This window comes from Burkholderia sp. NRF60-BP8 (genome assembly GCF_001522585.2).
Taxonomy (GTDB): Bacteria; Pseudomonadota; Gammaproteobacteria; order Burkholderiales; family Burkholderiaceae; genus Burkholderia.
In genome coordinates this window covers 982,181-1,004,162 of the sequence record NZ_CP013373.1, presented here as the reverse complement: position 1 = coordinate 1,004,162, position 21,982 = coordinate 982,181, and the positions used below count along the sequence as shown (strand labels likewise).

23 protein-coding genes and 1 tRNA gene are annotated in these 21,982 nt (G+C 66.3%); 8 read left to right on the top strand and 16 right to left on the bottom strand.

What is annotated here, in order from left to right; translation table 11 throughout:
- Positions 1-10: 10 nt before the first annotated feature.
- From WS54_RS17885 to WS54_RS17865, 6 genes are all read right to left on the bottom strand, one after another.
- On the bottom strand, positions 11-598 hold the full coding sequence (locus WS54_RS17885) for a hypothetical protein (RefSeq protein WP_159086690.1): 588 nt from the start codon (positions 596-598) through the stop codon (positions 11-13).
- Positions 591-1,826 (bottom strand): replication protein, encoded by a 1,236-nt coding sequence (locus WS54_RS17880; protein WP_059779594.1) that lies wholly within the window; start codon positions 1,824-1,826, stop codon positions 591-593. Before WS54_RS17880 ends, WS54_RS17885 begins: the two co-directional genes overlap by 8 nt.
- A gap of 12 nt (positions 1,827-1,838) precedes the next feature.
- The gene (locus tag WS54_RS17875) at positions 1,839-2,129 is read right to left on the bottom strand and encodes a hypothetical protein (protein ID WP_059779592.1); all 291 of its coding nucleotides are present in this window, start codon (positions 2,127-2,129) and stop codon (positions 1,839-1,841) included.
- Positions 2,126-2,323 carry a helix-turn-helix transcriptional regulator gene (locus WS54_RS17870; RefSeq protein ID WP_059779590.1) on the bottom strand — a complete coding sequence of 66 codons (198 nt, stop codon included), beginning with the start codon at positions 2,321-2,323 and terminating at the stop codon, positions 2,126-2,128. Before WS54_RS17870 ends, WS54_RS17875 begins: the two co-directional genes overlap by 4 nt.
- Before the next feature lie 80 nt (positions 2,324-2,403).
- Positions 2,404-3,345: a hypothetical protein gene (locus WS54_RS33700; RefSeq protein ID WP_159086689.1), complete on the bottom strand. Its 942-nt coding sequence runs from the start codon at positions 3,343-3,345 to the stop codon at positions 2,404-2,406.
- Positions 3,346-3,434: 89 nt separating this feature from the next.
- Positions 3,435-4,676 (bottom strand): tyrosine-type recombinase/integrase, encoded by a 1,242-nt coding sequence (locus WS54_RS17865; RefSeq protein WP_059779588.1) that lies wholly within the window; start codon positions 4,674-4,676, stop codon positions 3,435-3,437.
- 308 nt (positions 4,677-4,984) lie between these two features.
- Between WS54_RS17865 and WS54_RS17860 the strand changes: the two genes are divergently transcribed.
- The 5 genes from WS54_RS17860 (at position 4,985) to WS54_RS17835 (ending at position 8,719) form a co-directional block, all read left to right on the top strand.
- On the top strand, positions 4,985-5,377 hold the full coding sequence (locus tag WS54_RS17860; protein WP_059779586.1) for a hypothetical protein: 393 nt from the start codon (positions 4,985-4,987) through the stop codon (positions 5,375-5,377).
- 346 nt (positions 5,378-5,723) lie between these two features.
- Positions 5,724-6,017, top strand: coding sequence for a hypothetical protein (locus tag WS54_RS17855; RefSeq protein ID WP_059779808.1), 294 nt, complete (start codon positions 5,724-5,726; stop codon positions 6,015-6,017).
- A gap of 313 nt (positions 6,018-6,330) precedes the next feature.
- Positions 6,331-6,822: an energy transducer TonB family protein gene (locus WS54_RS17850; RefSeq protein ID WP_034206671.1), complete on the top strand. Its 492-nt coding sequence runs from the start codon at positions 6,331-6,333 to the stop codon at positions 6,820-6,822.
- 302 nt (positions 6,823-7,124) lie between these two features.
- A complete protein-coding gene (locus tag WS54_RS17840; protein WP_034206670.1) occupies positions 7,125-8,435 on the top strand; it encodes an MFS transporter in 1,311 nt (436 codons plus the stop codon).
- 104 nt (positions 8,436-8,539) lie between these two features.
- On the top strand, positions 8,540-8,719 hold the full coding sequence (locus WS54_RS17835) for a hypothetical protein (RefSeq protein ID WP_034206669.1): 180 nt from the start codon (positions 8,540-8,542) through the stop codon (positions 8,717-8,719).
- A gap of 19 nt (positions 8,720-8,738) precedes the next feature.
- On the opposite strand, the gene waaC is transcribed toward WS54_RS17835, so the two are convergent.
- Positions 8,739-9,737 (bottom strand): lipopolysaccharide heptosyltransferase I, encoded by a 999-nt coding sequence (waaC, locus tag WS54_RS17830; protein WP_059779805.1) that lies wholly within the window; start codon positions 9,735-9,737, stop codon positions 8,739-8,741.
- Positions 9,738-9,928: 191 nt separating this feature from the next.
- Between waaC and WS54_RS17825 the strand changes: the two genes are divergently transcribed.
- A complete protein-coding gene (locus tag WS54_RS17825; protein WP_034206668.1) occupies positions 9,929-11,485 on the top strand; it encodes a chloride channel protein in 1,557 nt (518 codons plus the stop codon).
- A 116-nt stretch (positions 11,486-11,601) separates the two neighbouring features.
- On the opposite strand, the gene WS54_RS17820 is transcribed toward WS54_RS17825, so the two are convergent.
- The 5 genes from WS54_RS17820 to WS54_RS17800 form a co-directional block, all read right to left on the bottom strand.
- Complete coding sequence (locus tag WS54_RS17820; protein WP_059779584.1) at positions 11,602-12,003, bottom strand: YXWGXW repeat-containing protein; 402 nt, start codon at positions 12,001-12,003, stop codon at positions 11,602-11,604.
- A gap of 160 nt (positions 12,004-12,163) precedes the next feature.
- Positions 12,164-12,418, bottom strand: coding sequence for a cell division topological specificity factor MinE (gene minE / locus WS54_RS17815; protein WP_006476634.1), 255 nt, complete (start codon positions 12,416-12,418; stop codon positions 12,164-12,166).
- A 12-nt stretch (positions 12,419-12,430) separates the two neighbouring features.
- On the bottom strand, positions 12,431-13,246 hold the full coding sequence (gene minD / locus WS54_RS17810) for a septum site-determining protein MinD (protein WP_006476635.1): 816 nt from the start codon (positions 13,244-13,246) through the stop codon (positions 12,431-12,433).
- 59 nt (positions 13,247-13,305) lie between these two features.
- The gene (minC, locus tag WS54_RS17805; protein ID WP_034206666.1) at positions 13,306-14,088 is read right to left on the bottom strand and encodes a septum site-determining protein MinC; all 783 of its coding nucleotides are present in this window, start codon (positions 14,086-14,088) and stop codon (positions 13,306-13,308) included.
- Between the two features lie 168 nt (positions 14,089-14,256).
- Positions 14,257-14,880, bottom strand: coding sequence for a GNAT family N-acetyltransferase (locus WS54_RS17800; protein WP_257127820.1), 624 nt, complete (start codon positions 14,878-14,880; stop codon positions 14,257-14,259).
- A gap of 548 nt (positions 14,881-15,428) precedes the next feature.
- On the opposite strand from WS54_RS17800, the gene WS54_RS17795 reads away from it, so the two are divergent.
- Positions 15,429-16,589, top strand: a complete 1,161-nt coding sequence (locus WS54_RS17795) for an alkane 1-monooxygenase (RefSeq protein WP_059779582.1) — start codon at positions 15,429-15,431, stop codon at positions 16,587-16,589.
- 43 nt (positions 16,590-16,632) lie between these two features.
- Here WS54_RS17795 and WS54_RS17790 read toward each other — a convergent pair whose 3' ends face one another.
- The 3 genes from WS54_RS17790 to serS all read right to left on the bottom strand — a co-directional run bounded on the left by WS54_RS17790 (position 16,633) and on the right by serS (position 19,947).
- A complete protein-coding gene (locus tag WS54_RS17790; protein ID WP_059779580.1) occupies positions 16,633-18,168 on the bottom strand; it encodes a methyl-accepting chemotaxis protein in 1,536 nt (511 codons plus the stop codon).
- 269 nt (positions 18,169-18,437) lie between these two features.
- A tRNA-Ser gene (locus WS54_RS17785) sits at positions 18,438-18,528 on the bottom strand.
- Positions 18,529-18,645: 117 nt separating this feature from the next.
- Positions 18,646-19,947, bottom strand: coding sequence for a serine--tRNA ligase (serS, locus tag WS54_RS17780; RefSeq protein WP_034206662.1), 1,302 nt, complete (start codon positions 19,945-19,947; stop codon positions 18,646-18,648).
- Between the two features lie 247 nt (positions 19,948-20,194).
- Between serS and WS54_RS17775 the strand changes: the two genes are divergently transcribed.
- Positions 20,195-20,467: a DUF2164 domain-containing protein gene (locus tag WS54_RS17775; protein WP_059499917.1), complete on the top strand. Its 273-nt coding sequence runs from the start codon at positions 20,195-20,197 to the stop codon at positions 20,465-20,467.
- A 43-nt stretch (positions 20,468-20,510) separates the two neighbouring features.
- On the opposite strand, the gene WS54_RS17770 is transcribed toward WS54_RS17775, so the two are convergent.
- Positions 20,511-21,821, bottom strand: a complete 1,311-nt coding sequence (locus tag WS54_RS17770) for a replication-associated recombination protein A (protein WP_059779579.1) — start codon at positions 21,819-21,821, stop codon at positions 20,511-20,513.
- Positions 21,822-21,982: the final 161 nt, after the last annotated feature.

Here is a 21,982-nt window from a genome sequence, read left to right as displayed (position 1 = left end):
CCGGACTATCTCACCCCCGACTCATCGCACCGCTATTCGATGATTTCCGCGCTCGGCGCTCTGCCGAGGCGTGGTTCGCGAACGCCCGGTAATCGACGTTCTGGCCAGCCTCCGGCCCCTCCGCGTAGCGGCCCGCCCGGTTGTCGTGCAGCGTCCAGCCGCGCGGGGGCGCCGCGGCCACCATCGCCCATAGCTCTTTCGTCGATGCGCTCGGCGCGCGCCCGAGCGCGGCGCGAATCGCCAGCCGGATCGGACCCACCGCGCCAAGCTGCCGCCCGCCGGCGAACCGGTCGTGATGTGCGTGCACGTACAGGTCGACCAGCACGTCACTGAACGTCGCCGGCACGCCGCCGCGCAGCCGCGCAAGCACCTCGCTGCGGCCGACGATACGCAGCGCCTCGGCGACCAACTCGGCGTCCTCGCAGGCCTTCAGGAAGATCCGGCACCGGCGCGCCCAGAAAGCGGCGACGCGCGCCGGCGGCCACCGGTTCGGACTCTGCGACATGGCGGGTTGATGGCGGGTCGACCGGCGCTTTCTCTTCACGGGCGTTTCGGGGCTCGCGACAGGGGGGAACAGACCTCCGCTATCGTCACGCATGCACAGCTCCATCGTTTGGCGGGTCGTAGTAAAACGCACGTAGGCGCTCATACGCTTCGTCGCCGAATCGCTTCTCGGCAGCAAGTTCATCGCGAATCCATTGCCCGTCACCGGCGGCCTTGAACACGCGCCGCTTGAAGACAGCGAACGGTTCGGCATCGCTCTTCGCGATGCCCAGTACGACGGCTTGTGCCTCAATGCCGGCGGTCGTCGTGTGCCAGTCAACACCGACACCGGGGGCGCCTGCGCCGGCCGCGCGAGCGAGCTGCAGCTTGCCTGTGACGTCGCCGAATCCCTTCGGGCCGATGAGGTAATCGAATCCGACACGTGGCGGAAGCTCGACTCGATCGCGCACGGCCGGGAAATAGCGGGCCACAGCATCGATGTCGCCCTTCAGGTGCTCGATCAACGCACGGATAGCGCCGGCACGCGCCTCGACAAACAGCGCAGGATCTACGCGGCCGAGACGGTCGCCGAGTGCTGCGTTGTACGCATCGATGACGGCCAGCTCCGCATCGCTGTACGCGGTCTGCAGTTCGTCCAGCCATCCTGCCGCATTCAACCAGGTCGAGGCGTGCGGGATGAATTTCGGATCGCTCCACTGGCCGGATGTCGTGGCCCGCTGGACGCCGGCCATGATGGCGGCGAATAGCTGCTCGTCCGGGTTCCGCTTTGCGAAGGCCTTCAGCGCAGCGTCGTGAGAGCGCTTGCGCGGATATGCCGCCCAGAATCGCTCAAAGCGCTCGCGCAGCGAGTGCGGGATTTCTTTTGGAGTTGTCTTTCTTTTCTTTCCTTTCTTTTGTGGTTGTCGATTTGGCAACTGTTTCGTTGTCGATTTGGCAACCCCTTCGGTTGTCGATTCGGCAACCCCCGGTTGCTGATCTGGCAACTGTTGTTCATCCGGCAACGGTTGCCGAATTGGCAACTCCCAAGACGAGGAATCAGTGTTCACGGCAAGGCGGTGCCCGTGGCGGCCGGCGCCGCGCGTGACGATCCCCAAGGCCTCCAACTCGCGAACAGCGCGGCTGAGATTGGCCTTGTCGATGCCGGTCATATCGCGCAGCTGCCCGAGACCGATCTCGTCAGCGGTCTTGTTGTAGCCGTAGGTCTTGCGGATGATCGCGAGCAGCACGTTCAACTGCCGTGCTCCAAGCCGAGCGGCCAGGATCGCGTCGAGCAGGTTGTTCGGGATCCGCGTGAAAGGGCTTTCGAACGGTTCAGTCGACATCAACCCATCCGATCACACGGCGAACGGACTGCGCAGATACGCCAGGTCACGCAAGCGCGCGGCCGGCTCCTCGAGACGCTTCTGCACCGGCCGCAGGAAGCCAGTGAGAATGTCGCCGTGGTGCTGCGGTTCCTCGGCCGCGAGCAAGGTCAACAGCTGCACGGCAAGGGCATCGGGCACCGCCGTGTCGGCATCGATCTGGGCGAGGATGGTGGCCGCCGCGCGGCCGGCCTCGATGGAACGCACCGCGGCGTCGGCCAGCTCGGTGACGGTCGGAGTCGGGATCAGCACGCCGTCGCTCATACACGGCTCCCTTGCGCCTTGCGCGCGAGGTACGTGTCGAGTTCGGCCGTGTAGAACAGCGTCATGCGCCCAACCTTGAAAGGGCGCGGAAACATCGGATCGTTCTTCACGAGCGACCAAAGCGTCGTCAGTCCGGAGCCGATATATGCAGCGGCTTGTTTGGGGCGCTTCGCGCCACCCTGAATCGTGCTCATTCACTCATCTCCGTTCAAGATCGTGCGGGATTGCACGTTGAGCGGATCATCTGCCACGCACGGAGCGAATTACTAGGGTGTCAGCCAGTTGACGGGGGGTGTTTGCCAGTTGACGGGGGGTATCTACGGGCAAACAGGGTTTCGGCATCGGGCATGCTTTTCAGCCAGCCATCGATCGTTTCGGGAGCTTGGGTATCGGTGAGGCGCGCATTGTTCGCTTCGGCGCACTTTTGCACATCATCAAGAATGGCACGGACGGCCTGTGCCCGCGATGGCCATTTGCCACTGGTCGGGACGCGATCGCGTGCGAGACGCTGCGCTTCTTCACTGACGACCGCGTACTTTTCTGCCCTGGTACGGCCACCGGAACTCGCCTTGCGCCTTGCCAGCTCTTCCGAGATTCGTTCGCCGATCGACGCGACGCGTGCTGCCAGTTCGTCACCGGTGTTCGCCAACTCGCGCAGCTCGGATGCCGAGATACTGGAAAGACGATCAAGGGAGGTTTCGAGTAGTGACAGCTTTCGTGCATAGGCCGAAGCAGCATGCAAAAAAATGTCCCTGTATTTGGCGGATACGGCTTCGCGCACCTTTCCGGATACCGAATAGGCTCCCCGCACGAATGCATTTGCGCAGTTCTTAGCGGTACGGGAAAACTCCTGAAACGCGATCCTCACCTCTTCGTCGGTGCGGATGAGATGGGCGAGAACAAGCGGAACCATGTCCCACCGCTCTCCGATTGCGATCTCCGAAAGTTTGGTCTCGTCAATCACATGAGCAGGTAAGCCCTTGCTCTCCACGATGACGATAAAGGCCGCAAACGCCTCTGCTCGCTTTACTAGCCTGCGCGCAAGGATCTCGCGTTTGCTCTTCTCTATTGATTCGTTGGTGCGTTCAACTCGCACTATCTTGTACGCGGGATTTTGATCGCGCTGCTGCCGTTGCCGTCGCCCAGGTTGAACCAACTCGAAACCATCGAAATGGTCTACCTGCTTAGCAACCTGATTCAGGTCGTCATTGCTCACATGCACCCTCATGCATCCCTCGTTGAGGTACCGCGCCGGCCGGCGAGGGAGCCGGTTTTCGGGGATCAGCCTAGGCGCGGTGAAAACGATTATGCCTGTCGTTGGAGAGGCAAAATAGAGCCGCTCTTGAACGGCCGCGAAATAAAAGCAGCCCAGTCGGCCATCAACTGCCGGCGCCGCTCGAGCACGTCACCGCGCCAGTACGACATCTCGGACTGATCGCCGGGAATGTGCGCGAGCGCCACCTCGATCAGTTCGCGCGGATGGCTGGTGCACTCGCCCGCCCAATCACGAAACGTCGACCGGAAACCGTGCGGCGTCGCCGGCACCTCTAGCCGGCGCACCATCATCAGCAACGTCATGTCGCTGAATACCTTGCCCCGCGGACTAGGGAACACCAGGGCATCCGGATCGTCGGGCTCGTTCCGCGGGAGTGCCTTCAGAAAGGCCACGACTGCGGCCGATAGCGGCACGCGGTGTTCCTTCTTCAGCTTCATACGCTCGGGCGGTACGCGCCAGACGCCGGCATCGAGGTCGAACTCCGACCATCGCGCGCCGCGCGCCTCACCGGAACGAGCGGCCGTCAGGATTGTGAATTCCAGACAACGCGCGCCCGTGGCGTCGATCGCACGCAGCCGCTTCATGAAGGCGCCCATCTCTTGATACGGCAACGCCGGATGGTGCCGGACCTTCGCAATCGCCGCGGGCTTCGCGAGCAGGTGATCGAGGTTGCCGCGCCACAACGCCGGATTCTCGCCATCGCGATATCCCTTCACGCGTGCCCAGTCGAGCACGTTCTCGATCCGGCCCCGCAGACGAGATGCCGTTTCCGTCTTGGTCGTCCAGATCGGATCGAGCACGCGCAGCACGTGCTCACGAGTGATATGTCGGACGAGCATCCTCCCGAGGATCGGGTCGGCATATTCGGCGATCGTGTTTCGCCATTGGTCGCCGTGCTTCGCATTCTTCCAACCGTGCGCGCGCGACGCGATGAACTGGCGTGCGGCCTCGGCAAACGTGATTTCCGACGCGTGCGCGGCCCGCAGCGCGCTTTCGGCCGCCTTGCGCTCGAGCACCGGGTCGATACCTCTCTTGATCTTGTCGCGCTCGGCCTGCGCTTTTGCATGCGCATCCTTCAGGCTCACTGCGGGATACGGGCCAAGCCCGATCTCACGGCGCCGATCACCGATCTTGACGCGCAGGATCCACGATCGCGCTGTCGGCGATGCGACCTGCAGATACAACCCCGCCACCTTGCCAACCGGATATGAGCCCGGCTCCTTCAAACGGGACACGGCAAGCGCACCCAGTTCCTTCGCCACCTTCGGCATGAACCCTCCATAACCCGCCAACGAACCCACCATAGATTCACGAATTTGAGGGTACACGAACGAACGCCGGCGAACAATAAAATCCTGCATTCCCTTTATTTAAAAGGTCAACCTATCGTTCACTGTCGTTCGCCGCCATTCAATAATGGCGGACACCGCTTCCGCCAGGAAGTTCGCCCAACCCCGTCCATTCCCGGAATGACGGGGTTTTTGTTTGGCCGCACACGTGCGCGCCGCACGTTCCGACGCGCCCCGCCGGATGCCGTTACAATCCCGCGCTCCGATTCGCGAAACGGGAAATCCACGTCATGAAGCCCTTCCTCGTCTCGTCGCTCGCCACGCTGCTGGTTGCCGTCAGCGCGCAGGCGACGGCCGACACCAACTCCGGCAGCGACGCGCAGGCATCGTGCGCGATCGCGTACGTGACCGGCGTCGGCGGTTCACCGCGCGGCCTGAGCGAATATCTCGCCAGCCCGTCGCCGTACAACTACCTGAAGGACAACGAGCTTCAGTGCAAGGTGGGCGACGACGGACGCACGTCGAACTGCACCGGCGTGACCTACCTCCGCAACGAACAGGTCAGCGTGTACGACGATTCCGATCCCGCGACGCTGACCGTCGTCGCGCGCGTGGAGCTCGATCACGGCCAGAAGTATCCGGTGATCGTCGTCGTGCAACGCAAGGACGCGCGCTGCAAGTAGCGATGTCGCGGTGCGACACGCCTGTCGATCGAGTCGGAACGCGCGTTTGTGCCGCGCCCTGCGCGGCACCTGGCTGGCAAGCCGGGGCGGCGGCGCCGGACACGAACGCGCCGCACGCGATCAATACGACAATCCCCGTTTCCGTCGCTCGCCAATGGAATCGGCGCCCGATCGTCGGCGCCGAATCGGCGTGGTATGTGTGCCCGGCCGGAGGTCGCCGCACACCGCCGCACGCCTCCCGACCCGCCCCGCCATCGCCTAGAATTCGTTCAACACGGCGACACGAACGCCGCCGCGTATTCGATGCCGCACGCGCCACCCTTGCGTGCGGCACACGGAGATCGCCATGACCGACCTGTCGACCGCGACGGACCACGTCGATTACGAAGGCTTCGAGATCCATGTCGTGCCGGCCGCGATGCCCGGTAGCGACACGCGCTATACGTACACCGGCTACGTGTGTCATCCGGGCGCGAATCCCGCGCTGCCCGGCCATGCGGTGCCGTTCCACGCGGACGGCGAGGAAAGCTTCGCGAGCCTCGACGAGGCCGCCCACGAAGCCGTGCACGTCGGCAAGAGCATCATCGACGGCACGCACCCCGATCTGTCGGTACTGTCGCTCGTGACGCACGGCTTCTGACGCGGCCGGCCCGCATCGCCTGCGATCGCGCGGACGGACGGCCGAGGTTGCCGCATAGGTCAATCGCGCCGCCCGGCCGGACGATCGCGGCATGCCGCGGCTTGCGACCTCGCAACGTGCGCCCCCCACGGACGCTGTCACATGTCGCGTCACATCGGGACACACGCTGCACGACGGACGTAGCCCGACGCGGCGCCCGGCCGCCATCATCAGCGATCGCCGCGACCGCTCCCGCGCGCTATGCGTTTCTCCCCATATCGCCTCGCGTCGGTGCGCCTATCATTTTTTTATCGTCCCTCCTGGCCATTACCTCATGCGCCCCCTTCTCCGTCCGCGCGTCGCCCGGCTGCGTGTTGCCGCGCTGGCCGCCGTCGCCCTGCTTGCCGCGTGCACGATCACGCCGCCTTCGTCGCTACGCTCGGTCCTGACGATTCCGTCGGTCACACGCAGCGGCAGCCTCGACCAGTATCGCGTCGAGGTCGCCCATCGGGTCGCCGAACGCAATCCGTCCGGGATGCTGCACGGCACACCGCAAGCCATGCTGCGTTCGCTCGTCGTCGTGGCCTTCACCGTCGACGGCAGCGGCCGCGTCGTCAATGCATCCGTCTATCGCAGCAACGGCGACAGCGAAGCGGAAGCGCTCGCGCTCGCGTCGCTGCGCCGCGCGGCGCCGCTGCCGGCGCCGCCGTCGCGGCTGCTCGACGGCAACGGCCGGCTCGAACTGATGGAAGGCTGGCTCTTCAACGACGACGGTCACTTCCAGCTGCAAAGCACCGCGTCCGCGCAGGCGCAATCGATCGATTGACGCGCCGCCGCGACCCGATTGCGGGTGAGCGGCGGCGCTGGCTATAATTTTCCGCACTCGCGCGGCCATCACGCCGCGCGTGCGTTCGCGCGCCCCACCCGGCAAGCGAGCCGACCACGCCGGCACCGGGCGGCGACGTACCCGTCTCCATCGTCGACCGGCGGGTGACGTCCGCGCCACGGCGCGCGTCCACGCCGCTACCGCGTCATCCGCATCATCCTCTGCCCGGCTGCTCCCGGCAGGCAGTCGCCTGCCCGAGTGCATGCCCGGCCGACCGCCCCAACGACAAAACGGAGACATCCATGTCCGCATCCCCCCCGGCCGTTGCACACGCAACCGGTTCGGCCGGCGCCGTCAGCCATCGGCGTATCGTGTTCGCGAGCTTCATCGGCACCGCGATCGAGTTCTACGATTTCTACGTGTACGCGACGGCCGCCGCGCTCGTCATCGGCCCCGTCTTCTTCCCGCACGGTTCGGCGACCGCCCAGGCGCTGTCCGCGTTCGTCACGTTCGGCATCGCGTTCATCGCGCGCCCGATCGGCTCGTTCCTGTTCGGGCACTTCGGCGACCGCATCGGCCGCAAGTCGACGCTCGTCGCATCGCTGCTCGTGATGGGCGTGTCCACCACCGCGATCGGCTTCGTGCCCGGCTACGACGCGATCGGCGCGCTCGCGCCGGTACTGCTGTGCGTACTGCGCTTCGGCCAGGGGATCGGCCTCGGCGGCGAATGGGGCGGTGCGGCGCTGCTCGCGACCGAGCACGCGCCGCAGGGCAAGCGCGGCTGGTTCGGGATGTTCCCGCAACTGGGGCCGTCGGTCGGCTTCCTGATGTCGAACGGGCTGTTCTTCGCGCTCGCGCTGTCGTTGTCCGACGCGCAGTTCCGCAGTTGGGGCTGGCGCATCCCGTTCCTCGTCAGCGCGGTGCTCGTCGCGCTCGGCCTGTACGTGCGACTCAAGATCGCCGAAACGCCCGCGTTCCAGGCCGCACTCGACCGCAACGAGCGGGTGCGCGTGCCGGTCGCGACGCTCGTCACGCAGCACTGGCAGCCGACGCTGCTCGGCGCGCTCGCGATGGTCGTCTGCTACACGCTGTTCTACATCTCGACGGTGTTCTCGCTGTCGTACGGCGTGTCGACGCTGCACATTCCGCGCCAGAGCTTCCTCGGCCTGCTCTGCTTCGCGGTCGTCTTCATGGGCCTCGCGACGCCGCTGTCCGCATGGGCGTCGGACCGTTTCGGGCGCAAGCCGGTGCTGGTCGTCGGCGCGATCGCGGCATTGCTGTCGGGATTCGCGATGGCGCCGCTGCTCGGCAGCGGCTCGATGCCGCTCGTCGCGCTGTTCCTGACGATCGAGCTGTTCCTGATGGGCGTGACGTTCGCCCCGATGGGCGCGCTGCTGCCGGAATTGTTCCCGACCAACGTCCGCTATACGGGCGCGGGAGTCGCGTACAACCTCGGCGGGATTCTCGGTGCGTCGATCGCACCGTATATCGCGCAACTGCTGGCTGCGCATGGCGGGCTGTCGTGGGTCGGCGGTTACGTGTCGGTGGCGGCGGCGATCAGCCTGATCGGCGTACTGCTGATGCGCGAAACGCGAGACGCGTCGCTCGTCTGACCCTCCGGGGCGACCCGGGTTGTACGGCGGCGAGCGCGCTCTATACTCGATCCTGGGCGCGGCGTTACGCGCCCGGTGATCCCGCCCCGACAGGAGCCGCCGCCATGAACATCCGCCTCGCCAATGCCGATCTGATCCTGATCCTCGCACTCGCGCTGGGTGGCGCGCTGCTGCTCGCGCTGCGGTTCCGGCCGAAGACCTGGCGCGGCCTCGTGTTCGAGGCGCTGCTGGCGAATCTGGCGGCCATTGCCGCCGTCGTCACGGTCGAGATGTTGCTGGCCTGATCGCGGCCGCCGCGCCGCGTCAGGCAGACAGCCGCGCGCGCAACGCGCCGTAGGCCGGGCAAACCGTATCGATCGCGTCCAGCGCCTCGCCGACGGTCGGCATCGCGCCCGGCTCGCCGATCGACAGCGCATTCGGCGCGCCGCCGATGCCGCAATGGTGACGCGACGTCGCGACGAAAATCATCACGGTCGGCCGCTGCAGCGCGTGCGCCATGTGCACGAACCCCGTATCGACCCCCACCACGAGCGCAGCCCGGCCAAGCGCCGCGCCGAGCTCGCGCACCGTCATCGCCGGTAACACGATCGCACCCGGCGCACGGGCGGCGATATCCCGCGCATCGTCGTGCTCGGCCGCCGATCCCCACGGCAACAGCACGCGCACGCCGCGCGCCATCATCTGCGCGGCAAGGGCGGCCCAATGCTCGGCCGGCCATTTCTTGTCGGGATTGGACGTTGCATGGAACAGCAACATGAACGGCCCGCCGTCGGTCACGGCGGCCGGCAGGCTCGCATCCTGCGGTGCGACGATGCCGTACGTGGCAGGCCCTTCGGGCACATAGCCGAGCGCTTCGCCGGCACTCACGCGCATCCCGTGCCATGCATCGCAGTCCGGCCGCGGACCGAAACGGTGCGAATACGCGAAGCGCGCGCCCGTTTCGCCGAGATCCTGCGTCTGGTAGCCGACGCGGCGCGCGGCACGCGCCAGCGACGAAATGATCGCGCTCTTGTAGACGCCGTGCAGATCGATGGCGGCGTCGTACCGATGCGCACGCAACGCACCGATCGAAGCGGAGATCGCCTTCAGGTCGGCGACGTTGCGCATTTTCTTGAAGCGGCGCAGCGGCGCGCACAGCACGGCGCTCACGCCCGGATGCCAACGCACGACCTCCGCGCACGATTCGTCCACGGCCCAGTCGACCGTCACGCCGGGGAAGGCGCGATGCAGGTCGGCGACGACGGGCAGCGTCTGGACGACGTCACCGAGCGACGTCACTTTCACGATGAGGATGCGTTTCACGATGTACGGGAATTCCTGACTGGCCATTCGGCATGCTAACGACGGTTTCTGTGCGCAAACATTACGCCCGCATTACATTTGCAACAAATTGCATCTCCTTTGTGAATTTTTGTCGCGCCTCGCAGGCGTTTGTCGCCCCCGCTGGCATCGGGTTCTTTTTATAATTCACTCTTTGCCCCCGGCCCGAGCCAATGCCGCGCCCCGCCCTTCCCTCGCTGTTCCCCGCCCTCACCCGCCGCTCGCTGCGAATCTGGCGTCAATACGGTGTTTTCTGGCTCGGCGCGATCGTCGTCGGCCTCGCCGCCGTACTGTACGCCCGGTTGATCGACTGGGGCTACGAGACTTTCCGCACGATGCGCGATCACGCCGTCTGGCTGCCGCTGCTGCTGACGCCGGCGATCGCCGCGATGTCGGTATGGATCACGCGCCGTTTCTTCCGCGGCGCCGAGGGCAGCGGCATCCCGCAGGTGATCGCGACGCTGCATGCGCGCCCGAGCGCATTCGGCGCCCGGCTGCTGACGCTGCGCATCCTGTTCGGCAAGGTGCTGATCTCGCTCCTCGGCATCCTCGGCGGCTTCACGATCGGCCGCGAAGGGCCGACGGTGCAGGTCGGCGCAGCGCTGATGTTCAACCTGCGGCGCTTCTACCCGCGCTCGAACGCGCAGATCGAACGCCAGCTGGTGCTGGCCGGCGCGGCGGCCGGGCTGTCGGCCGCGTTCAATACGCCGCTCGCCGGGATCGTGTTCGCGATCGAGGAGCTGACCCGCAGCTTCTCCGCGCGCGCCAGCGGCGTACTGATCACCGCGATCATCCTCGCCGGCGTCGTCGCGCTCGGCCTGAACGGCAACTACACGTATTTCGGCACGATCGACACCGGTCTCCATTTCCCGAAGCTGCTGGCGGTCGCGGTGCTGGTCACCGCGATCGTGACGGGCATCGCGGGCGGGCTGTTCTGCTGGCTGCTGCTCAATACGGGGCGCTGGCTGCCCGCGCAACTGCTGAGCCTGTATCGCGAGCGGCCGGTCGCGTTCGCCGCACTGTGCGGCTTCGCGATCGCCGTCGTGGGCCTCGTATCGGGCGGCACGACGTTCGGCAGCGGCTACGCCGAGGCGCGCGGCCTGCTCGACGGCAGCCAGCAGTTGTCGGTGTTCTATCCGTTCCTGAAGATGGTGTCGATGGTCGCGTCGTACCTGCCGGGCATTCCGGGCGGGATCTTCGCGCCGTCGCTGTCGATCGGCGCCGGCTTCGGCAATCTGCTGCATGCCGTGTTCACCCACATGAGCCTGCCGATGCTGATCGCGCTCGCGATGGTCGGTTATCTGGCCGCCGTCACGCAGTCGCCGATCACGTCGTTCGTGATCGTGATGGAAATGATCAACGGTCATGCGCTGGTGATTTCGCTGATGGCGACCGCACTGGTATCGAGCCGGGTCTCGCGCTTTTTCGCGCCGCCGCTCTACGAAACGCTCGCGCAGCGCTATCTCGCGCCGCCGGTCGCGGCGGCCGCGCCGGCTGCGGCAACCGCAGCGGCCGCTGCGAGCAACGTGACCGACGTGACCGAACCCCAGGACGCGAACGCCGCCCCCGCCGATCCGCTCGACACGCTGCGCGACGAAGGCGGCAACGAGCCGGCCACCGCAGCAGCAGCCGACAGGGCTGCGCATGCACCGGCGCCGCACGATGACGGGCCGGCTGCGACCGACGCAAACGGTTCGGCGCAGCGGCACGGCCCGCGCGACGCTCAGTAGATCACGACGGGCGCCGGCCGGTAGTAGACCGGCCGCGCCGGCACGACGATGCATCCGGCCAGCGTGATCGCGACGAGCACGATGGCGATTGCGGTTCTTTTCATCGAGCGCCTCCGTCAAGCCCAGTGGCCGCGCGTCCAGAACCAGTTCGGGCCGCGCTGGTCCCAATGCCCCGGCACCCATTGCATGCCCACGCGCTCGGCTTCCCAGTGGCCGCCGATCCATACGTAGCGGCCATGATCCCAGTGCCAGTGCCCGCGCTCCCACACGTAGCCCACGCGCGTGGCCGGTACGACCTCGTAGCGCACGGGCGGCGGCGCATTCGGCGCGACGACGACGATTTCCTCGGTGCGCACGGCGACCGGCTCCGCGATGACCATGCGCCCCTGCGGCGCGAGCACGGGCGCGCCGACGAGAATCTCGTCCGCCTGCGCGGCAAACGGTGCGACGACGGCTGACAGGCCCGCGGCGAACAGCGCGAGCGAAACGATACGACGTGAAACGGTAGAAACGGCCATCACAACCTCCGGGTTGAACAAGTCACGCGAGCGTATTCGTTCAATGCGGGAGGGTCGATTGCAGCCGACAGGCGCCGTGTTACGGCGTGCCCGAAAGTGCAACAGAGCGTAAGACGCGCACGGCGGCGGGCGCCGCCGTGCGGAAGGACGCGCGCAAGCGTCAGGCTTGCGGGATCTCGATCTTCACTTCGAGGACTTCGAGATCGTCCTGGCGCTCGAGGCTCACGCGAATGTCATCGTCGGAAATATGAACGTACTTCGAGATGACCGCGACGAGCTCTTTCTGCAGCGCCGGCAGGTAATCGGCCGGCGGCCGGCCGCCGACCCGCTCGTGCGCGATGATGAGCTGCAGGCGCTCCTTCGCGACCGATGCGGACTTCTTCTTCTCGCCGAGGAGAAACGAAAGGATGGACATGGGCGGCCTCCGTTACTTGCTGCCGAAGAGGCGCTGCAGCAGGCCCGGCTTCTGGTAATCGGTGAAGCGCAGCGGCTTGTCCTCGCCGAGAAAGCGCGCGACGACGTCCTTGTACGCTTCCGCGACGTCGGTGCCGTCGATGTGCACGGCCGGCAGACCCTGGTTCGATGCGTGCAGCACGGCCTCCGACTCGGGCACCACGCCGATCAGCTTGATGCGCAGGATCTCGCTGATGTCCTCGAGCGACAGCATCTCGCCCTCGCTCACGCGCTTCGGGCTGTAACGCGTGATCAGCAGGTGTTCCTTGATCGGCTCCTTGCCTTCGGTCGCGCGCTTCGTCTTCGACGACAGGATGCCGAGAATGCGATCCGAGTCGCGTACCGACGACACTTCCGGGTTCGTGACGATCAGCGCTTCGTCCGCGAAGTACATCGCGTGCAGCGCGCCCGCCTCGATACCGGCCGGCGAATCGCAGACGATGTATTCGAAGTCCATCGCGACGAGGTCGTTCAGCACCTTCTCGACGCCGTCGCGCGTCAGCGCATCCTTGTCGCGCGTCTGCGACGCCGGCAGGATGAACAGGTTCTCGCACTTCTTGTCCTTGATCAGCGCCTGGTTCAGGTTCGCTTCGCCCTGGATCACGTTCACGAGGTCGTACACGACGCGACGCTCGCAGCCCATGATGAGATCGAGGTTGCGCAGGCCGACGTCGAAGTCGATCACGGCCGTCTTGTGGCCGCGCAGCGCGAGGCCCGACGCGAAGCTCGCGCTCGTCGTCGTCTTGCCCACGCCGCCCTTGCCCGAGGTCACCACGATGATTTTTGCCATTTACCCAATACCCTGTGTTCGTCAATGAGAGCCGATCGATCCGGAGCGCACCGCGTGAATCACGTCAGGCGCAGCGGTTCGATCATCAGTTTTTCCTCTTCGAGCCGGATCTGCACCGATTTGCCCAGTACGTCGGCGGGCAGCGGGTTCTCGGTCGTTCGATAGATACCCGCGATCGAAATCAGTTCCGGTTCGAGACACGTGCAGAAAATGCGCGCGTCGTGATTGCCGTGCACGCCCGCGAGCGCGCGGCCGCGCAACGGCGCGTAGATGTGGATATTGCCTTCCGCGATGATTTCCGCGCCGTGACTGACCGGCGCGAGCACCACGAGGTCTCCTTTCGCGTAAATCTGCTGCCCCGAACGCAGCGGCCGGTCGATCACCAGCGTCTGGCCGCCGGCCTGCGAGAGCGTCGGCGCGGGCTCCGACGACTGTTCGGGCGCCGCTGCGGTTGCCGCAGCGGCGGCGGTCTCGGCGGCTGGCACGGCCGCCGGTTCCGCTTCGTCGGCAGGTTTGGCCGGCGCGCGGCGATCGCGCGCCTCCAGCAACGGCAGGCCGGCTTCCCCCGCCCAGCCCTGCGTTGCCAGTGCGACGACGCCCACCGGACGCATCCGCACGTCGTTCAGCATCTGCCGGATGTCCGCGAGCGCGACGCGTTCGCCGTCAGCCAGGCGGCGGACGTCGATCGCGACGACATCGTCGGCGAAAAACTCGGGAGTCGCTTCGAAGCGCTTGACCAGTTCGGTACGCAACGCATCGAGATCGGTCGTCTTCACGGTGAACAGCAACGTATCGACCGATCCGCTGCGCAGCTCGAAGAATGGCGATTTTTTAAGCGACATGGACACTCTGCAAAAATTTTTTGCGTATTTTACAGGCGTCCACGCGTGCGGCCATTATTTTTGGGACGAGGCGTGGCGGCGAGCCGGGCGGACGCGCCACCGGCCAGCGGGCGGGCCGGTGGGCGACCGGCTGTCATCGCGCCACGCGGTGGCCTTTTTGAGGTCGCGTCAGTGCTTCACCTGCGACACGAACAGCGATTTCATCGCGCCGGGCATCCGTGCGATCGGCGCGTGTTCGCCGGTGTTGCCGAAGCCGGCACGCTCGTAGAAGCGGATCGCGTTGCGGTTCGCATCGGCGATCCACGCGTAGACGTCGGTGGCGCCGCGCTCGGCGAGCCATGCGGTGGCCGTCTCCAGCAGCAGCACGCCGCCGCGCAGGTGACGCACCGCATGCGCGACCCACAATTCGCTGACGAACGCGCGCCGCTCGGGGGTGTTGTCGAAATACGCGCCGATCATGCCGGCCGGATGACCTTCGGTGTACAGCAGGAAAGTCGTCGACTCGTCGGACACGGCGCGCTGCGCGGCAATCGCCGACGCCTCGTCCGTTTCGACGGTCAGCAATTCGGCCTCCGGCGCTTCGCCGGGTGCGTAGGGCTCACGCAGCGACGCGGCGCGGAGTTCGCGATACACGCCGCCCTGATCGGCAGCGATACGACGAACGGTCAAGGTCGAACTCATGCAGGCACAGCCCCCTTCGGACAGCAAGCTAGTAGCTTCAACCGAAAGCGGGGCATGAGTCAAATCGTAATTTTCAAATGGCGGCGCGGATCGAAAGGCGGCAGACGTCATCCGCGGCAATATGCGCCGCTCGGTGTGCAGGTGCAGCATCGGCGCATCGACGCAGGCCGGCCGACGATGAGCGCGATCTCGCGATCCGACGCTTCGCGTCGTTCTCCTTGCGACGCGCGGCCGTCCCGAGCCGCGTCGGGTCGCATTGCCGCAACCGTAATGCTACGTAATATAAGCGAACGAAAAGCCCGCTGCGCCCCTCCTTCGCCGACTTCCGTATTGCAACGCAACATTTGTTGTAACCGCGTCGTACCGGCCGGTGCGTGCCGCCTGCGGAGTCATTCATCCGACGAACACATCGCCGCCGCGGGCCGATCCGCCGTCGTCGGCATGTTTCAATCAGCGCGCGTCGGGCCCTCCCCGGCGCACGTCGCACGCACCCCGTCGTTTGGAGCGACACGCCTAGCGTCGGAGTTTGGCAAGCGCGCGCACCGGTCGTATAACAGGCAGAACCGGACGGCGATCCGGCGGCTGCCGCGCGCGTCGCGGCCCACGAGGATTCGAACGATGTTGCGGCCGCCCGCGGGTCGGCCGACTGGAGGGAGACAATGGCAATGACCGACGGACCGGCTTCGGGCTGGTCGGATGGCAAGCGTTACCTGTGGCTGCTCGGCGCGTTGACGATCACGCTGCCGATCCTCGCCGCGCAGCTCGCGCTGTCGACGGGCCTTCATGTGTTCTGGTGGTTCGGCCCGCTGTTCGCGTTCGGCGTGATCCCGATCCTCGACACGCTGATCGGCGACGATCGCGACAATCCACCCGAAGCCGTCGTCCCGCATCTCGAACGCGAGCGCTATTACCGGTACATCGTCTATCTCGCGACTTTCGTCGAATACGTCGCGTTCTTCATGTGCGTGCGGATCGTCGGCACGCATGCGCTCGCGTGGTACGACTACGTCGGCTTCGCGCTGTCGCTCGGCGCCGCGACGGGCATCTCGATCAATACCGCGCACGAGCTCGGACACAAGACCGACCGCTTCGAACGCTGGCTCGCGAAGATCACGCTCGCGCCGGTTGCTTACGGCCACTTCTACGTCGAGCACAATCGCGGCCATCACGTGCGCGTCGCGACGGCCGAGGATCCGGCGAGCGCGCGCTACGGCGAGTCGTTCTGGGCATTCCTGCCGCGCACGGTGACCGGCAGCATCCGCTCCGCGTGGCGGCTCGAAAAGGCCCGCCTCGAACGGCTCGGGCATTCGCCGTGGACCTGGCGCAACGAAGTACTGCACGCGTGGGCGATGACCGCGGTCGTGTGGGGCATCGCGATCGCGATGGCCGGCAAGGTCGCGATCCCGTTCCTCGTGATCCAGGCCGTCTACGGCGCGTCGCTGCTCGAAGTCGTGAACTACGTCGAACACTACGGGCTCGGTCGTCGCAAACTGCCGAGCGGCCGCTACGAACGCTGCACGCCGCAGCATTCGTGGAACAGCAATCACGTCGTCACGAACCTGTTCCTGTACCAGTTGCAGCGACACGCCGACCATCACGCGAATCCGACGCGCTCGTACCAGGCGCTGCGCCACTTCGACGATGCGCCGCAGTTGCCGGCCGGCTACGCGACGATGATCCTGCTCGCGTACGTACCGCCGCTCTGGTATCGCGTGATGAACCCGCGCGTGGTCGCACACTATCGCGGCGACATGGCGCAATCGAACATCAAGCCGTCGATTCGCGACAGGGTGCTGGCGCAGTATCCGGCGGCGGCGTGATGCTCGGCGAGAGCCGGCGAAAGCCAGCGCGACCGCCCTGCCGTCACGCCATCTCCGGCAGCCTGAACACGGCCACCGCGTGCCGCAGTGCGCTCGCCTGCTCGGCCAGTGCGTGAGTCGCGGCCGCGGCCTGCTCGACGAGCGCCGCGTTGCGCTGGGTCGCCTCGTCCATCTGCGTGACCGCGACGTTCACCTGATCGATGCCGCCGCTCTGCTCTTGCGACGCGGACGAGATTTCCCCGACGATCGTCGTGACGCGCTGCACTGCGTCCACGATCTCGTGAATCGATTCCCCCGCACGGCCGATCAGCACGGCACCCTCGTCGACCCGCCGAGTCGATTGTTCGATGAGTCCCTTGATCTCCTTCGCGGCCGACGCGCTGCGCTGCGCGAGCGTGCGCACCTCCGCCGCGACGACGGCGAAGCCGCGCCCCTGCTCGCCGGCGCGCGCGGCTTCGACCGCCGCGTTCAGCGCAAGGATGTTGGTCTGGAAGGCGATGCCGTCGATCACCGCGATGATTTCACCGACTTTCGTCGCGCTATCGGCAATGCCGTTCATCGTGTGGACGGCGTCCGTCATCACGCCGCCGCCGGTCGACGCGATGTTCGATGCATCGTGCGCCAGTTGCGCCGCATGTTGCGCGTGCTCGGCCGACTGACGCACGATGCCGGTCAACTGCGCCATGCTCGCGGCTGTCTCCTCGAGCGACGCGGCCTGCGATTCGGTCCGCGACGACAGGTCGTGATTGCCGGAGGCGATCTGCGCGCTCGCGGTTGCGACGGCCTCGGCATGCGTGCGCACTTCGAGCACGACGCGAGACAGGCTGGTCTGCATCGTCTGCAATGCCCGCAGCAGATGGGCGATCTCGTCTCGGCCGCTCGCGTCGACGTCGCGGGTCAGGTCGCCGCCGGCGACGGCCTGGGCACACGCCACTGCGCGATCGAGCGGGCGCAGGATCGCGCGACTGAACAGGAACGCCCCGACCATCGCGACGCCGAGCACAATCAGCATCAGCACGAGGCTCACGGCGGTCGCCCGCTGCGCGTCACGGCTCGCCTTCGCCGACACGGCGGCACTCTCCGCGGCGATCGTCCGTGCCGCCCGCTCAAGCAGCGCAGCGGGCTCGCGGTCGACGCCCGCGACGGCGGCGTCGCCGGCCGACGGGTCGAAACCGGCGGCCTTGAACGCGTCGAAGCCACGCCGGTAGCCGTCACCCATCGTCGCGTGCTCGCGCATGAACTGCTCGACGAGCGAGCGGCTCTCGCCGGCCGGCAACCGCCGGACGAGCTGCGCGGCGAGCGAATCGACCGCGCGTTCGCGCGTCTGGAATGCCTGCCAGTAGCGCTCGAGCTTCTCGGGCTGCTTGCCGCGCAACAGCGTGTCCTTCCATTCCTGCACCTGCAGCTTGAATTGCACGAGCGAGGCCGACACGAGCCGTTCGTTGCCGACGTTCGTCTGCACGTCTTCGGCAAACGTATCGATCGACCGGTTGAGGATGTGGATGCCATATAGCGCGCCACAGAACATCAGTGACAGCGCGACGGCAAATGCGAGAGGAATCTTGTAGCTCAGCTTCATGGAACCTTGAGTCGACGTGGAACGATGGCGGGCGGCATGGGTGCCGGCCGCGGTACCGTGTTAACGGCGCGGACATCGAAGGTTTAAAGCTGAGGAAAGCGGTGAAGGCCGGGTACCGCGCGGACCGGTCAGGTCGAACGGCGCGTACGGTGCAGTGGCACGACTGTCCCGCGGCGTCATCCAGCGGCGCACGATGACGAGCTACACATTGCACCGGAGACCAAAACGAAAAACCCCTTGATCCTTCCGGATCAAGGGGCTTCGTATTTTGGCGGAGAGGGTGGGATTCGAACCCACGGTACGGGGAAACCGTACGCCTGATTTCGAGTCAGGTACATTCGACCACTCTGCCACCTCTCCTTCCTTACTGCATTTCGCGGTTGGTCGTTTCCGCGAAAGAAAAGATTATAAAACGATCTTTTCTTGGCTGACAAGCCCCCTCTGCAAATTTTTTTGCGGGGCTTCGGAAGGCCCGCGTTACGACGCCTGTGCCGGCGCGTCGATGCGCTCCATGCCGCCCATGTACGGACGCAGCACTTCCGGCACCGTGACCGAGCCGTCCGCGTTCTGGTAGTTCTCCAGCACCGCGACGAGCGTGCGGCCGACCGCCAGGCCCGAACCGTTCAGCGTGTGCACGAGCTCCGGCTTGCCTTGCGCGTTGCGGAACCGCGCCTGCATCCGGCGCGCCTGGAACGCCTCGGTATTCGAGCAGCTCGAGATCTCGCGATAGGTGTTCTGCGCGGGCAGCCACACCTCGAGGTCGAACGTCTTCGCGGCCGAAAAGCCCATGTCGCCCGTGCACAGCGTGATCACGCGGTACGGCAGGCCGAGCTTCTGCAGGATCGCCTCCGCGTGGCCGACCATCTCGTCGAGCGCCGCGTACGACGTTTCCGGCGCGACGACCTGCACCATCTCGACCTTGTCGAACTGGTGCTGACGGATCATCCCGCGCGTGTCGCGGCCGTACGAACCGGCTTCCGAGCGGAAGCACGGGGAATGCGCGGTGAGCTTGATCGGCAGCGCGGATGCGTCGACGATCGACTCGCGCACGGTGTTCGTCAGCGAAATCTCGGACGTGGAGATCAGGTATTGCGTGACCGTGTTTTCCGCGCCGCCCTTCTCGACGCGGAACATGTCGTCCGCGAACTTCGGCAACTGGCCCGTGCCGTACAGGATCTCGGGATTCACGATGTACGGCGTATACGTTTCGGTATAGCCGTGCTGCTGCGTGTGCGTGTCGATCATGAACTGCGCGAGCGCGCGGTGCAGGCGCGCGATCGGGCCGCGCAGCATCGTGAAGCGCGCGCCGGCGAGCTTCGCGCCGGTCTCGAAATCGAGACCGAGCGGCGTGCCGACGTCGACGTGATCCTTCACCTCGAAGTCGAACTGGCGCGGCGTACCCCAGCGGCGCACCTCGACGTTGTCGGCTTCGTCCTTGCCGACCGGCACGCTTTCGTGCGCGACGTTCGGCATGCCGAGCATCAGGTCGGACAGGCGCGCCTGGATCTCGCCGAGCTTGGCTTCCGACGCCTTCATGTCGTCGCCGATCCCGCCGACCTCGGCCATCACGGCCGACGTGTCCTCGCCCTTCCCCTTCATCGCGCCGATCTGCTTCGACAGGCTGTTGCGGCGCGCCTGAAGCTCTTCGGTGTGGGTCTGGATCGCGCGGCGTTCCGCCTCGAGGGCAGAGAACGCGGCGACGTCGAGGGTGTAGCCGCGATCGGCGAGGCGCTTGGCGACGCCGTCGAGGTCTTTGCGCAGCAACTGGATGTCGAGCATGGGAGGACTTGGAAAAATCGTTGTGTAAGACGGGAATTCTAACGCACCCCGCGGCCGCCACGGCATTGGCCGGACGGACGATGCCGCAAATGGGCGGCCATGGCAGTATCGCATTGGCGGTCGGCCGCACCGGTGGCCGGCGAATGGCCGCGCGCCTCGCGATGACGGATCGCGACACGCCCGCGCCGGCGCATGGCAACCGAATCAGGCGAAGCGCCGGCTCCGCGTCACAGCCCCAAGGAATCCGATGACCATCGAACTCGACAAGGATCTACGCGACCGCGCGATCGCGTCGCTGCAACGTTATTTCACAGAAAACATGGACGAGCCGATCGGCAACATCCAGGCCGGCGCGCTGCTGCATTTCTTCGTCCAGGAAATCGCGCCGGCGATCTACAACCTCGCGATCGCCGACGCGCAGGAACGCCTGCATGCGCGGGTCGCCGAACTCGACATCGAATGCCACGAAGAGCCGTTCGAATACTGGAAGAAACAGCCGCCGGGCCGCAACAAGCGCTGACGCCTCCGCGGCGGCGCAGGCCGGAGCGGCCCGCGCGGCGCCGTCAGTCCTTCTTGCCGGCCTCGCGATCGAGCTCGCGCAGCCATGCAAGCTTGTCGGCGATCTTCGATTCGAGCCCGCGCGGCACCGGCTGATACCAGCGCGGCTCGCGCATCCCGTCCGGCAGGTACGTCTCGCCGGCCGCGTACGCGTTCGGCTCGTCGTGCGCGTAGCGATAAGCGTGACCGTAGCCGAGCTCCTTCATCAGCTTGGTCGGCGCGTTGCGCAGGTGCACGGGCACCTCGCGCGACTTGTCCTGCTTCACGAACGCCATCGCCTGGTTGAACGCGTTGTAGCCGGCGTTGCTCTTCGCCGCGCACGCGAGATAGATCACGGCCTGCCCGAGCGCGAGCTCGCCTTCCGGCGAGCCGAGCCGCTCGTAGGTTTCGGCGGCGTCGTTCGCCACCTGCAACGCACGCGGATCGGCCAGGCCGATGTCTTCCCATGCCATCCGCACGATGCGCCGCGCGAGATACTTCGGATCCGCGCCGCCGTCGAGCATCCGGCAGAACCAGTACAGCGCGCCGTCCGGGCTCGAGCCGCGCACCGACTTGTGCAGCGCCGAAATCTGGTCGTAGAAGTTGTCGCCGCCCTTGTCGAAGCGCCGTGCGTTCAGCGTCATCGCGCTGCTGACGAAATCCGCATCGATCGTCGCCACCCCGGCCGACGCCGCCGCCGTCTGCGCCTGTTCGAGCAGGTTCAGGAAGCGGCGCGCGTCGCCGTCCGCGTAGCCGACCAGCGTATCGATCGCCTTGTCGTCGAACGCGAGGCCGTCGAGCGCGATGTCTTGCGCCCGCTTCAGCAACTGGCGCATCTCGTCGTCGTTCAGCGACTTCAGCACGTACACCTGCGCACGCGACAGCAACGCCGAATTCACCTCGAAACTTGGGTTTTCGGTCGTCGCGCCGATGAAGGTCACGAGGCCCGACTCGACGAACGGCAGCAGCGCATCCTGCTGCCCCTTGTTGAAACGGTGGATCTCGTCGACGAACAGGATCGTGTGGCGCCCGGTGCGGTTCAGCGTGTCCTTCGCCTGCTCCATCGACTCGCGGATGTCCTTCACGCCGCCGAGCACCGCGGACAGCGCGATGAACTCGCAGTCGAACGCGAGCGCGGTGAGCCGCGCGAGCGTCGTCTTGCCGACGCCGGGCGGCCCCCACAGGATCATCGAATGCGGCTTGCCCGATTCGAACGCGAGCCGCAGCGGCTTGCCTTCGCCCAGCAAATGCGTCTGGCCGATCACCTCGGCGAGCGTTTTCGGCCGCAGCGCCTCGGCGAGCGGCCGGCGCGGCTCGACTTGAAACAGGTCGGACATGAACCCTCGCTCCAGATCAAACGATGGCGGCCGAACCGGCCGCCGGACCTGACATTATGACAGCCGCGCGACCATGCCGCCGCGCGTGGTGGGCAGTGATGGCGCCTGGCCCCGGTACTCCGTACCCGCACCGAGTACGGACGCCATGCGCCGCGCCCGGT

Excerpts from the sequence above, each read along its gene's own strand:
- WS54_RS17885 (WP_159086690.1), bottom strand. The coding sequence starts at position 598 with ATGCGTGACGATAGCGGAGGTCTGTTCCCCCCTGTCGCGAGCCCCGAA.
- WS54_RS17880 (WP_059779594.1), bottom strand. The coding sequence starts at position 1,826 with ATGTCGACTGAACCGTTCGAAAGCCCTTTCACGCGGATCCCGAACAAC.
- WS54_RS17875 (WP_059779592.1), bottom strand. The coding sequence starts at position 2,129 with ATGAGCGACGGCGTGCTGATCCCGACTCCGACCGTCACCGAGCTGGCC.
- WS54_RS17870 (WP_059779590.1), bottom strand. The coding sequence starts at position 2,323 with ATGAGCACGATTCAGGGTGGCGCGAAGCGCCCCAAACAAGCCGCTGCA.
- WS54_RS17865 (WP_059779588.1), bottom strand. The coding sequence starts at position 4,676 with ATGCCGAAGGTGGCGAAGGAACTGGGTGCGCTTGCCGTGTCCCGTTTG.
- WS54_RS17860 (WP_059779586.1), top strand. The coding sequence starts at position 4,985 with ATGAAGCCCTTCCTCGTCTCGTCGCTCGCCACGCTGCTGGTTGCCGTC.
- WS54_RS17855 (WP_059779808.1), top strand. The coding sequence starts at position 5,724 with ATGACCGACCTGTCGACCGCGACGGACCACGTCGATTACGAAGGCTTC.
- WS54_RS17850 (WP_034206671.1), top strand. The coding sequence starts at position 6,331 with ATGCGCCCCCTTCTCCGTCCGCGCGTCGCCCGGCTGCGTGTTGCCGCG.
- WS54_RS17840 (WP_034206670.1), top strand. The coding sequence starts at position 7,125 with ATGTCCGCATCCCCCCCGGCCGTTGCACACGCAACCGGTTCGGCCGGC.
- WS54_RS17835 (WP_034206669.1), top strand. The coding sequence starts at position 8,540 with ATGAACATCCGCCTCGCCAATGCCGATCTGATCCTGATCCTCGCACTC.
- WS54_RS17825 (WP_034206668.1), top strand. The coding sequence starts at position 9,929 with ATGCCGCGCCCCGCCCTTCCCTCGCTGTTCCCCGCCCTCACCCGCCGC.
- WS54_RS17820 (WP_059779584.1), bottom strand. The coding sequence starts at position 12,003 with ATGGCCGTTTCTACCGTTTCACGTCGTATCGTTTCGCTCGCGCTGTTC.
- minE (WP_006476634.1), bottom strand. The coding sequence starts at position 12,418 with ATGTCCATCCTTTCGTTTCTCCTCGGCGAGAAGAAGAAGTCCGCATCG.
- minD (WP_006476635.1), bottom strand. The coding sequence starts at position 13,246 with ATGGCAAAAATCATCGTGGTGACCTCGGGCAAGGGCGGCGTGGGCAAG.
- minC (WP_034206666.1), bottom strand. The coding sequence starts at position 14,088 with ATGTCGCTTAAAAAATCGCCATTCTTCGAGCTGCGCAGCGGATCGGTC.
- WS54_RS17800 (WP_257127820.1), bottom strand. The coding sequence starts at position 14,880 with ATGACGTCTGCCGCCTTTCGATCCGCGCCGCCATTTGAAAATTACGAT.
- WS54_RS17795 (WP_059779582.1), top strand. The coding sequence starts at position 15,429 with ATGGCAATGACCGACGGACCGGCTTCGGGCTGGTCGGATGGCAAGCGT.
- WS54_RS17790 (WP_059779580.1), bottom strand. The coding sequence starts at position 18,168 with ATGAAGCTGAGCTACAAGATTCCTCTCGCATTTGCCGTCGCGCTGTCA.
- serS (WP_034206662.1), bottom strand. The coding sequence starts at position 19,947 with ATGCTCGACATCCAGTTGCTGCGCAAAGACCTCGACGGCGTCGCCAAG.
- WS54_RS17775 (WP_059499917.1), top strand. The coding sequence starts at position 20,195 with ATGACCATCGAACTCGACAAGGATCTACGCGACCGCGCGATCGCGTCG.
- WS54_RS17770 (WP_059779579.1), bottom strand. The coding sequence starts at position 21,821 with ATGTCCGACCTGTTTCAAGTCGAGCCGCGCCGGCCGCTCGCCGAGGCG.